Raw genomic sequence first — 11,213 nt, forward strand, 5'->3', positions numbered from 1 at the left:
CGTTGGCGCGGCGGCGATGTCGCAGGGGAGGGGCAGGGGGAGAGGGGTCAGCTGTGCGGCTTGAGGAGCGAGCCGCTGAGGAACTCGTCCAGTTCATCGACGGCATCGAGGGGGAGGATCGCCGCGACGTACTGGTCTGGCCGTACGACCACGACGGCGCCGTCGCGGGAGATCTCGCGCTCCGCGAAGATGTCGGAGTCGCTCCAAGCGCTCGCGCCGGCGGCGTACACCTTCTCCCAGTCGGTGAGCCCGAGGGGCCCCGTCTGGGGGAGGAACAGTGCCGGGGCCGCCGTGACCTCCATCGCTTCGTACCCCTGCTGGTAGATGACCTTGGTGTCGAAGACGGAGTCGCTGTCTGCGGACGCTGGGGTGTAGCTCGCGAGCACGGGCGTCGCCGCCTGGGTCCAGGCCTCGACGGCGGAGCCTTCTTCATCCGCGAAGACGTAGATGCGCCAGCGCCCGTCGGCTTTGGCGTGGTGTCCGAGGTGGACGACGTTGCCGTCGCAGGTGCGCACGACCTCGACCGACTTGAAGCGCTTGCCGAGCGGGAACCCCGGGGCGAGGGCTTGGTGGGTGGGGTCCTGCACAAGAGCGGATGCGCCGTAGGTCGTCATGAACCCGGACGGGAACTCGGCGGTCGCGAGGTAGTAGTTGGCGAGCTCGCGCGGGTCGGAGATCTCCTCTGGCTTGCGCGCCATGAGCGAGGACCACTCGCGGTCGAAGTCGATGAGCTGCTGTGCGACCGGCTGTCGCTCGGCCGAGTAGGTGCGCAGCAGTGTCTCCGGGCTGCGGCCGGTGAGCACCGAGCCGAGCTTCCAGCCGAGGTTGAAACCGTCCTGCATGGAGACGTTCATGCCCTGGCCGGCCTTGGCGCTGTGCGTGTGGCAGGCGTCGCCCGTGAGGAAGACGCGGGGCGTGAGCTCGGAGTCGTCCTCGCTGTCGTCGAAGCGGTCGGTGACGCGGTGGCCGACCTCGTAGACGCTGTGCCAGGCGACTTCCTTCACGTCGAGCGTGTACGGGTGCAGGATCTGGTTGGCCTTCCCGATGGTGGCCTCGATCGTCGTCTGCCTGACGTTGTGGTTGTCGTCCTCCGGGACCTCGCCGAGGTCGACGTACACGCGGCTGAGGTAGCCGCCCTCGCGCGGGATGTGGAGGATGTTGCCAGCGGCCGAGTTGATGGCGCACTTGGTTCGCCAATCGGGGAAGTCCGTGTTCACGAGTACGTCCATGACGCCCCACGCGTGCGCAGCGTGCTCGCCCACGTGCTTGCGTCCGATCGCAGCGCGGACCCGGCTGCGGGCGCCGTCGCAGCCGACCACGTACTTCGCCGTGATCGTGCGCTCCGTCCACTCGCGCGCATCCGTCTCGGAGCGCAGCCGCACCTCGACCGGGTAGTCGCCGTCCTCGTGCACCGTGAGGCCGTCGAACGCGACGCCGTAGTCGGGCGCGATGCGCCCGGGGCCCCGCTGGGCGGCCTCCGCGAAGTAGTCGAGCACGCGCGCCTGGTTGACGATGAGGTGCGGGAACTCGCTGATCTGCAGCGCGTAGTCCTCCGTGCGGGCGGTGCGCACGATGTTCCCCGGGTTCTGGGGGTCGGGGCTCCAGAAGTTCATGTACGCGATGTTGTAGGCCTCGGCGAGGATGCGCTCAGCGAACCCGAACGCCTGGAACGTCTCGACGCTGCGGGGCTGGATGCCGTCGGCCTGGCCGAGGGGGAGGCGACCTTCCCGGCGCTCGATGATCCGCGTCGTGATGCCTGGGTACTGCGACATCTGCGCGGCCAGCAGCATGCCGGCGGGGCCGGAACCCACGATGAGGACGTCGACCTGGTCGGGGAGATCAGCTGGGCGGTCGAGGCCGGTTCCGGCGGCCGGGAGCGTGCGCGGGTCTCCGGAGACGTACCCGTGGTGGTGAAACTGCATCGTGGTCGGTTCCTTCCGGACGTCATTGTCGGTGGCAAGGCCGGGCCGCACGTTCTAATATAGAACACGCTGTTCTGCTTGCGAACTGATCGTAAGCACAAGTCGCACGTCGTGCAAGGATCGCGGTGCGATCACATCCGGACGGAGCTTCATGGCAACCCCACCACCCGCCTCACAGACGCTGAGCCGCGGCATCCGAATCCTCGAGATCTTGGCCGAGGTGGATGCTCCCCTCACGATCGACCAGCTCGCCTCACGACTCGAGGTCCACCGCTCGGTTGCGTACCGACTCCTGCGCACGCTCGAGGACCACCGGCTGGTGACGCGGACGCCCGCGGGCAGCGTCGTGCTCGGTGCCAAGATGGCGGCGCTCGCGGCGGGAGTCTCGCGCGACCTGCAGGGTGCCGCGCTGCCGGAGCTCACCGCGGTCGCGAACGAGCTGGCGATGACGGCGTTCCTCGCGGTGCGCGACGACGCGGACTGCGTGACCCTCGTGAGCGTCGAGCCGACGCGGGCGCTGGCGCGCGTCGCGCAGCGCCCCGGTGTTCGCCACCGCGTCACGGCCGGGGCGCCCGGAAAGGCGATCCTCTCGCAGCTCGGGCGCGATGAGCTCTCGGAGCTGGCGGATGACGAGCTCCTCGCTGCGGTCGATGCGGTGCGGGCTGCGGGCTACGCAACGAGCCACGACGAGGTTGTCCCCACGCTGCGCTCCGTGGCCGTTCCGCTCGCGCTCCGCGGCCGGCAGCCAGCCGCGCTTGCCGTGGTCCATGTGGTGTCCGACGCCGACGAGTCCGTGATCGCGGCCCGGCTGCTGCTCGCGGCGCAGGCGTTGCGGCGGGCGCTCGACGGCTGAGCGCCCCAGGCGCCCGCGCGAGTGGAGTCGTTTTCTGGTGGGGGTTGCTGACCAGGATTAGATATTATACGATTTCAAATACGTCGTGATCTTGCGGCGTCCGCTCGCAAGGAGGCCAGCAATGACGGAATCGATCGCCCAGCCGGGGAAGATCATCGCCATCCACCTCAGCTACGCGTCTCGCGCTGACCAGCGGGGTCGCCGCCCCGCGCATCCCTCGTACTTCTTCAAGCCCTCGAGCTCCATCGCTGCCTCCGGCGCCACAGTCGAGCGGCCCGCGGGAGGTGAGCTGCTCGCCTTCGAAGGCGAGATCGCCCTGATCGTCGGGACTCCAGCGCGCCGAGTGAGCGCAGCGGACGCCTGGCAGCACATCGCATCCGTCACCGCGGCGAACGACCTCGGGCTCTACGACCTGCGCGCCAACGACAAGGGCTCGAACGTGCGCTCCAAGGGCGGCGACGGCTACACGCCGCTCGGCCCTGAGCTGCTTGATGCCCGATCAATCAACCCCGCGGCGCTGCGTGTTCGCACCTGGGTCAACGGGGAGCTGCGCCAGGACGACACAACCGCGGGCCTCCTCTTCCCGCTCGCGCAGATCGTCGCCGACCTCTCCCAGCACTTCACGCTCGAGACGGGCGACGTCATCCTCACGGGAACCCCCGCAGGCTCGTCGGTCATCGTGCCCGGCGACGTCGTCGAAGTCGAAGTGGATGCACCCACCATCGACGGCGTGCCCTCCAGTGGCCGTCTCGTCACGACCGTCACGCAGGGCGAGGCCCCGTTCGACGACGCCCTCGGTTCGCTTCCCGCCGTCGATGACCATCAGCGGGCCGAGGCCTGGGGGTCACGCGAAGCGGCCGGGCCGCCCGAGGACGCGGACGAGCCGGCAGGCCCAGCGCTCTCCCCGGAGCTGCGCGCCAAGCTCGCCACCATCCCGACCGCCGGCCTCTCCGCGCAGCTCCGCAAGCGCGGCATCAACGCGTGCGTCATCGACGGCGTCGCCGCCAACCGCCCAGGCCTCTCGCTCGTGGGGGTCGCCAAGACCCTCCGCTTCGTGCCGGGCCGCGAGGATCTCTTCAAGAGCCACGGCAACGGTTACAACGCGCAGAAGCAGGCGTTCGACGCGGTCGGCGAGGGTGAGGTCATCGTCATCGAGGCCAGGGGAGAGACGGGATCTGGCACGCTCGGCGACATCCTCGCCCTGCGCGCCAAGGCCCGCGGAGCGGCTGGCGTCGTCACCGACGGCGGCGTGCGCGACTACGACGCGGTCGTAGAGATCGGGCTCCCCGTCTTCTCGCGCGGCGCGCATCCCTCCGTCCTTGGGCGGCGCCACGTGCCGTGGGATTTCGACGTGACGATCGCCTGTGGCGGCGCGACCGTGCAGCCGGGCGACATCATCGTCGGCGACGGAGACGGCGTCATCGTGATCCCGCCCGCCCTCGCGCAGGAGGTCGCAGACGCGGCCTTCACGCAGGAGGCGGAAGACGCCTGGATCGCGGAACGAGTGGCGGAGGGGCATCCGGTCGACGGGCTCTTCCCCATGAACGCCGAGTGGCGAGCCAGATATGAGCAGGCACAGACTGAGCAGCACGTCGCAGATCAGAGCAACGAGGAGGCACGGCGATGAGCGGCACAGCCCAGCAGACAGCATCGGGCACGGCGACCGCGCCCGACCAGGGAAGTAAGTCGGAGCAGGCGTACGCCTGGCTGCGTGAGCGCATCAGCTCTGGCGCCTACAGCCCCGGCTTCCGCCTGGTGCTCTCGCCGATCGCCTACGAGCTCGGGATGAGCGTGGTCCCGGTGCGCGAGGCGGTCCGCAGGCTCGAAGCCGAGGGGCTCGTGACCTTCGAGCGGAACGTCGGCGCGAGCGTCGCGCTGGTTGACGCCTCCGAGTACGCCCACACGATGGAGACGCTCGGGCTCGTCGAGGGATTCGCGACGGCGCTCTCCGCCCCGCTGCTCGGCCCGGAAGACCTGCAGCGGGCGGAGGAGATCAACAACCGCATGATCAGCCTCCTCGACGACTTCGACCCGCACGCCTTCACGGAGCTCAACCGGCAGTTCCACTCGGTGCTCTTCGAGCCCTGCCCCAACCCCCACGTGCTCGACCTCGTGCAGCGCGGTTGGTCACGCCTCTCCTCGATGCGCGACTCGACCTTCGCGTTTGTTCCCGACCGGGCGAAGCGCTCCGTCGAGGAGCACACGCAGATCCTGCGGCTCATCCGCGAGGGTGCCGACGCGCTCGAGCTCGAGACCACGGCACGAAACCACCGACTTCGTACGAGGGACGCGTTCCTCGAGGCTCGGCGCACCGCGCCGGCCACGCACGCGTAGCCACGACACACCATTCAGACCCGGAGAGTAAGGACGATGATGACCGACACGTACGCCCCCGCAGACCTGCCAGCGAAGATCCAGCACTACATCGACGGTGAGTTCGTCGACTCCATCGACGGCGACACGTTCGAAGTGCTCAACCCAGTCACGAACGAGACCTACGTGCACGCCGCGGCGGGCAAGCGCGAGGACATCGAGCGCGCCGTGGCCGCCGCGAAGACCGCCTTCGAGGAAGGCCCGTGGCCGCGCATGATTCCGCGCGACCGCGCGCGCATCCTGCACCGCATCGCCGACATCGTCGAGTCGCGGGATGCGCGGCTCGCCGAGCTCGAGTCGTTCGACTCCGGTCTGCCGATCACCCAGGCGCTCGGGCAGGCGAGACGTGCCGCCGAGAACTTCCGCTTCTTCGCGGACCTCATCGTCGCGCAGGCTGACGACGCCTACAAGGTGCCAGGCCGCCAGATGAACTACGTCAACCGCAAGCCGATCGGCGTCGCGGGCCTCATCACACCCTGGAACACGCCGTTCATGCTCGAGTCGTGGAAGCTCGGCCCCGCGCTTGCCACCGGCAACACCGTGGTGCTGAAGCCGGCCGAGTTCACGCCACTCTCCGCGTCGCTGTGGGCTGGCATCTTCGAGGAAGCCGGCCTGCCGAAGGGCGTCTTCAACCTCGTCAACGGGCTCGGCGAGGAGGCCGGAGACGCGCTGGTCAAGCACCCAGACGTGCCCCTCATCTCCTTCACGGGCGAGAGCCGCACGGGCCAGCTGATCTTCGCCAACGCCGCCCCCTTCCTGAAGGGGCTCTCGATGGAGCTCGGCGGGAAAAGCCCCGCGGTCGTGTTCGCCGACGCCGACCTCGACACCGCGATCGACGCCTGCATCTTCGGCGTCTTCTCCCTCAACGGCGAGCGCTGCACGGCAGGCTCCCGCATCCTCGTCGAGCGGTCGGTCTACGACGAGTTCGTCGAGAAGTACGCGGCGCAGGCGACGCGTGTCAAGGTCGGCAACCCGCACGAGAAGTCGACCGAGGTCGGCGCGCTGGTGCACCCGGAGCACTTCGAGAAGGTCATGAGCTACGTCGAGCTCGGCAAGACCGAGGGGCGCCTTGTCGCCGGCGGTGGACGCCCGGAGGGCTTCCCGACCGGCAACTTCGTCTCGCCGACGGTCTTCGCCGACGTCTCGCCGGATGCCCGCATCTTCCAGGAGGAGATCTTCGGCCCCGTCGTCTCGATCACGCCGTTCGACTCCGACGACGAGGCGCTGGCCCTCGCCAACAACACGAAGTACGGGCTCGCCGCCTACATCTGGACCAACGACCTCAAGCGCGCGCACAACTTCTCGCAGTCCGTCGAGGCCGGCATGGTCTGGCTCAACAGCAACAACGTGCGCGACCTGCGCACCCCCTTCGGTGGCGTCAAGGCGTCGGGCCTCGGCCACGAGGGCGGCTACCGCTCGATCGACTTCTACACCGACCAGCAGAGCGTGCACATCACGCTCGGCGCACCCCACAACCCCACGTTCGGCAAGCAGTAGCCGCCGAGCGCGCTGCCCTCGCCGCACGCCACACTTCACCCACACGCATCTCACGCAAGGACGCTGAAATGACTACAGACACCGTCGACCCACGGGGCACGAAGACCTCCTCGGGCTTCTTCGTCTCGCAGGAAGCACCCATCGAAACCGCGAACGCGATCGCTACGCCGTCGACGCCGGCTCCCGACATCCTCCGGTGCGCCTACATGGAATTGATCGTCACGGACCTCGCCGCGTCGCGCGAGTTCTACGTCGACATCCTTGGGCTCTACGTCACCGAGGAAGACGATGAGGCGATCTACCTCCGCTCGACGGAGGAGTTCATCCACCACAACCTCGTGCTACGCCTCGGGCCCGTCGCCGCGGTGGCCGCGTTCTCCTACCGCGTGCGCAGCCCCGAGGAGCTCGACCGGGCCGTCGAGTTCTACACCGAGCTCGGCTGCGACGTCCGCCGCTCGGAGACGGGCTTCGTGAAGGGCATCGGCGACTCGGTGCGGGTCGTCGACCCGCTCGGCTTCCCATACGAGTTCTTCTACCAGTCGGATCACGTCGAGCGGATGTCGTGGCGCTACGACCTGCACATCCCCGGCGAGCTCGTGCGGCTCGACCACTTCAACCAGATCACCCCCGACGTTCCCCGCGCCGTCAAATTCATGCAGGATCTCGGGTTCCGCGTGACCGAGGACATCCAAGACGAGGAAGGCACCGTGTACGCGGCGTGGATGCGCCGCAAGCCCACCGTGCACGACACCGCCATGACCGGTGGGGACGGCCCGCGCATGCACCACGTGTGCTTCGCGACCCACGAGAAGCACAACATCCTCGCCATCTGCGACAAGCTCGGTGCGCTGCGCCGCTCTGATGCGATCGAGCGAGGCCCGGGCCGGCACGGCGTGAGCAACGCCTTCTACTTGTACCTGCGCGACCCGGACGGGCACCGCGTCGAGGTTTACACGCAGGACTACTACACGGGCGACCCCGACAACCCCGTCGTCACGTGGGATGTCCACGACAACCAGCGCCGCGACTGGTGGGGCAACCCCGTCGTGCCCTCCTGGTACACGGACGGCTCGCTTGTGCTCGACCTTGACGGGAACCCGCAGCCGGTCGTCGCCCGCAGCGACGACTCCGAGATGGCTGTCACGATCGGTGCAGACGGGTTCTCCTACACGCGCGCAGACGACGAGGAAGCGATGCCCGCCTGGAAGCAGGGCGAGTACAAGCTCGGCAACCAGCTGTAGGTCGCCGTCCCGCGCATCCCCGCGCATCCCCGCGTATCCGCAGTTTCGAAGGATCGGAGAATCCGAATGCTCCCGCAAGACAAGATCACCGAGATCGCGACCGAGCTGTCTGAGGCGTCCCGCACGCGCGGCGTGATCCCTCGCATCACGGCGCGCTACCCGGACGCGACCATCGAGGACTCGTACGCGATCCAGGGGGTGTGGCGCGACCAGAACCTGGCGGCCGGCCGCACCCTCGTGGGGCGCAAGATCGGGCTCACCTCGAAGGCCATGCAGCAGGCGACGGGCATCACCGAGCCCGACTACGGGGTCATGTTCGACGACACCGTGTATACGTCGGGGGCTGAGATCCCGTTCGACGATTTCTCGAACGTGCGCATCGAGGTCGAGCTCGCGTTTGTGCTGAAGAAGCCGCTCGAGGGCGCCGACTGCACGCTCGAGGATGCGCTCGACGCGATCGACTACGCCGTCCCGGCACTCGAGGTGCTGAACTCGCACATCGAGTTGGAGGGGCGCACGATCGTCGACACGATCAGCGACAACGCTGCCTACGGCGCCATGGTGCTCGGCGACGTCCACAAGCGGCCGGACGAGATCGACCTGCGGTGGGTGCCAGGTGTGCTCTCCCGCAACGGCGAGATTGAGGAGACCGGCGTCGCCGCCGGGGTCATGGGCCACCCGGCGACTGGTGTCGCCTGGCTCGCACGCAAGTTCCACCAGCACGAGGCGCGGTTGGAGGCGGGGGAGACGATCCTCGCGGGTTCCTTCACTCGTCCGATGTGGGTGTCCAAGGGCGACGAGGTGCGCTGCGACTTCGGGCCGATGGGAGTCATCGAATGTCGCTTCATCTGAACCAGACGCTGCGCGAGCGCATCGAGGCCTCGCCGCGGGCGCTGTACGGCGGGTGGGTGTGCTCCGGCTCACCCGTCATGGCCGAGATCATGGCGGGTTCCGGCCTCGACTGGGTGCTCATCGACATGGAGCACGCGCCGAACGGCCTCGAGTCGGTGCTGTCGCAGCTGCACGCCGTCTCCGGTTACCCGGTGACGCCCGTCGTGCGCGTGCCGTCCGCTGATCCCGTGATCATCAAGCAGGTGCTTGATCTCGGCGCGCAGAGCATCCTCGTGCCGATGGTGTCGACGAGCGAAGAAGCGCAGGCTGTCGCGGAGGCGGCGCACTACCCGCCGGCCGGGCGACGCGGCGTCGGCAGCGCGCTTGCCCGCTCGGCCCGCTGGAACCGGGTCGACAACTACTTGCAGGACGCGGCCGCGCACGTCGCGGTGTTCGTGCAGATCGAGACTTCTGAAGGCGTCGACAACGCGCGCGAGATCGCGGCTACGCCAGGGATTGCGGGCGTGTTCGTCGGGCCGAGCGACCTCGCGGCCTCGATGGGGCTGCTCGGCCAGCAGACGCATCCCGAGGTCGTCGCGGCGGTTCGTCGTGCGTTCGAGGGTGTTGTGCATGCGGGCAAGCCCGTCGGCGTGAATGCGTTCCATGAGCAGACCGCTCGCGACTACGTCGCGGCCGGTGTGAGCTTCGTCTTGGTGGGCGCCGACGTCGCCCTCGTGGCGCGCGCCTCTGAGCACCTCGCCGCGACGTTCATCTCCGACGACGCGGAACACCGTAGCTCCTACTGATCAATCGCACGAGAATGCCCCGGGTGGACGGAGGGCGGTTTCGACCTCACCCGTCGTCGCCACTCTTACTGCATGCGACACATCGCGTCGCGATAGACAGCCGGTCAGGCGGTACAGGGCGCGGGCGGTAGGCTCAAACCTGATTGAGGGTATTGACGCAGGGGAGAGCTAGTGGCCGAGCGTAAGTCGACGAGGCGACCGATCGCCGATCAGATGCACGACGTGTTGCTGCACCAGTTCATGTCGGGTGAGCGCGGCGCGGGTGAGAGTCTGAACATCGGTGCACTCTCGCGTGAGTTCGACGTCAGCCAGACGCCGCTGCGTGAGGCCCTCGCGAGGTTGGAATTCACCGGCCTTGTGCAACGTGAGGCGCTTCGCGGATATCGCGTCGCACCCATGATGACGCGCGCCGAAGTCGAGCAGCTGAAGGAAGCGCGACTTGTCCTGGAGCCCCAACTCGCGCATGACGCCGCGCTGCACAGCACGCCCGAGTTTCTTGCCGCGTTGCGCGAGACCATGAACGAGTTTGAGCGCTCGGCGGATGCAGCAGACATGGAGACCGAGGGTTTTGACATGTACTGGCGCTCGGACAACCGCTTCCACACCCTGATCGCGGAACAGTCAGGCAACCAGTTCTTGGCGCTCGCGTATGCGGCGCTCAGCGGCCAGATTCAGCGGTTCCGGCTCTTTTCCAAGTTTGGTCGCACGGGCGCACGTCAGGCTGCACCTGAGCACAGCGCGGTCTTCGATGCGCTGGCGGCAAGTGATGCGGATGCTGCCGCCGAGGCGATGCGTCTGCACGTTCTCGGTGCGACGGAGCGACTCCTGGGTAGCTAATTCAGTGGCGAGACCCTGGACAAATGGAGAGACAATCCAATACTATAGTGAATAGTATTGGATTGGAGGGTTCATGGCACAGGCATACGAGACTGCGGGGCACTACACCGCTCACCCACTCGTTGAGGGATTCCCCGGCAAGTCCACCACACACGGTGCGTTTGGCTGGAGCAGTCTTTGGCTGCTCGACGATGGCGCGCGCCGTGTCCTCATCGATGCGGGTCAGCCGGCCTACATTCCGCTGATCCACGAGTCACTCGAACGGCTCGGCCTCACAACGGCCGACGTTACAGATATCGTGCTGACTCACATGCACTGGGACCACGTCGCAAACTTCACGATGTTCCCCAACGCTGTCACCTGGGTGGGCGAGCACGAACTCAAGTGGGCCGCAGAGCGGCCAGCCGGAACCCAATTCATCCCTGACTTGCATGTGCAGGAACTTATTCGCCGCAAGGAGCGCGTCGAACGGATGAGCCCTGGGCAAGAGATACTGCCAGGAATCCATGCGATTGCGGCCCCTGGTCACACGCCCCATCATTTGGCATTCTTCACTGAGCGCGCTGCGCGACCGCTCCTCTTCGCCGGGGACTCGGTGAAGAACATTCACGAGCTGGCAACTGCGCGCGTCGACTCGACCATGGACGCAGACGCAAGCACGCGCACGATCCATCGCTTGCGCTCTCTCCTGACCGAGACCAGCGCGACGCTGCTGCCTGGTCACGATGTCGGTCTCAACCTCATCAACGGCGAGGTGCAACGCCTCCGAGAACAGCGCGCACAGATCAGCTTCTTTGCCGACGCACTGAGCCCCGAGAGCGACCGCAGCATCGGCTGAGTCGATGCTGCATGA

At 67.5% G+C, this 11,213-nt stretch carries 10 protein-coding genes; 9 read left to right on the top strand and 1 reads right to left on the bottom strand.

The window, feature by feature from the left end; translation table 11 throughout:
- Window positions 1-47: 47 nt before the first annotated feature.
- The gene (locus tag C5B85_RS07665) at window positions 48-1,922 is read right to left on the bottom strand and encodes an FAD-dependent monooxygenase (protein WP_104285412.1); all 1,875 of its coding nucleotides are present in this window, start codon (window positions 1,920-1,922) and stop codon (window positions 48-50) included.
- Window positions 1,923-2,073: 151 nt separating this feature from the next.
- On the opposite strand from C5B85_RS07665, the gene C5B85_RS07670 reads away from it, so the two are divergent.
- From C5B85_RS07670 to C5B85_RS07710, 9 genes are all read left to right on the top strand, one after another.
- Window positions 2,074-2,775, top strand: a complete 702-nt coding sequence (locus C5B85_RS07670) for an IclR family transcriptional regulator (protein ID WP_104285413.1) — start codon at window positions 2,074-2,076, stop codon at window positions 2,773-2,775.
- Between the two features lie 121 nt (window positions 2,776-2,896).
- Window positions 2,897-4,402 carry a fumarylacetoacetate hydrolase family protein gene (locus C5B85_RS07675; protein ID WP_104285414.1) on the top strand — a complete coding sequence of 502 codons (1,506 nt, stop codon included), beginning with the start codon at window positions 2,897-2,899 and terminating at the stop codon, window positions 4,400-4,402.
- Window positions 4,399-5,109 carry a GntR family transcriptional regulator gene (locus C5B85_RS07680; RefSeq protein ID WP_104285415.1) on the top strand — a complete coding sequence of 237 codons (711 nt, stop codon included), beginning with the start codon at window positions 4,399-4,401 and terminating at the stop codon, window positions 5,107-5,109. Before C5B85_RS07675 ends, C5B85_RS07680 begins: the two co-directional genes overlap by 4 nt.
- A gap of 39 nt (window positions 5,110-5,148) precedes the next feature.
- Complete coding sequence (hpaE, locus tag C5B85_RS07685; protein WP_104285559.1) at window positions 5,149-6,645, top strand: 5-carboxymethyl-2-hydroxymuconate semialdehyde dehydrogenase; 1,497 nt, start codon at window positions 5,149-5,151, stop codon at window positions 6,643-6,645.
- 68 nt (window positions 6,646-6,713) lie between these two features.
- Window positions 6,714-7,886 carry a 3,4-dihydroxyphenylacetate 2,3-dioxygenase gene (hpaD, locus tag C5B85_RS07690; RefSeq protein ID WP_104285416.1) on the top strand — a complete coding sequence of 391 codons (1,173 nt, stop codon included), beginning with the start codon at window positions 6,714-6,716 and terminating at the stop codon, window positions 7,884-7,886.
- Between the two features lie 66 nt (window positions 7,887-7,952).
- Window positions 7,953-8,738, top strand: coding sequence for a fumarylacetoacetate hydrolase family protein (locus C5B85_RS07695; RefSeq protein ID WP_104285417.1), 786 nt, complete (start codon window positions 7,953-7,955; stop codon window positions 8,736-8,738).
- Window positions 8,723-9,523, top strand: coding sequence for an HpcH/HpaI aldolase/citrate lyase family protein (locus tag C5B85_RS07700; RefSeq protein ID WP_104285418.1), 801 nt, complete (start codon window positions 8,723-8,725; stop codon window positions 9,521-9,523). Before C5B85_RS07695 ends, C5B85_RS07700 begins: the two co-directional genes overlap by 16 nt.
- Window positions 9,524-9,694: 171 nt before the next feature.
- A complete protein-coding gene (locus tag C5B85_RS07705; protein WP_258070650.1) occupies window positions 9,695-10,360 on the top strand; it encodes a GntR family transcriptional regulator in 666 nt (221 codons plus the stop codon).
- A 73-nt stretch (window positions 10,361-10,433) separates the two neighbouring features.
- The gene (locus C5B85_RS07710; RefSeq protein ID WP_104285419.1) at window positions 10,434-11,198 is read left to right on the top strand and encodes an MBL fold metallo-hydrolase; all 765 of its coding nucleotides are present in this window, start codon (window positions 10,434-10,436) and stop codon (window positions 11,196-11,198) included.
- Window positions 11,199-11,213: the final 15 nt, after the last annotated feature.

Source organism: Pseudoclavibacter sp. AY1F1, from assembly GCF_002931075.1.
In the GTDB taxonomy this organism is placed as follows: Bacteria; Actinomycetota; Actinomycetes; order Actinomycetales; family Microbacteriaceae; genus Pseudoclavibacter.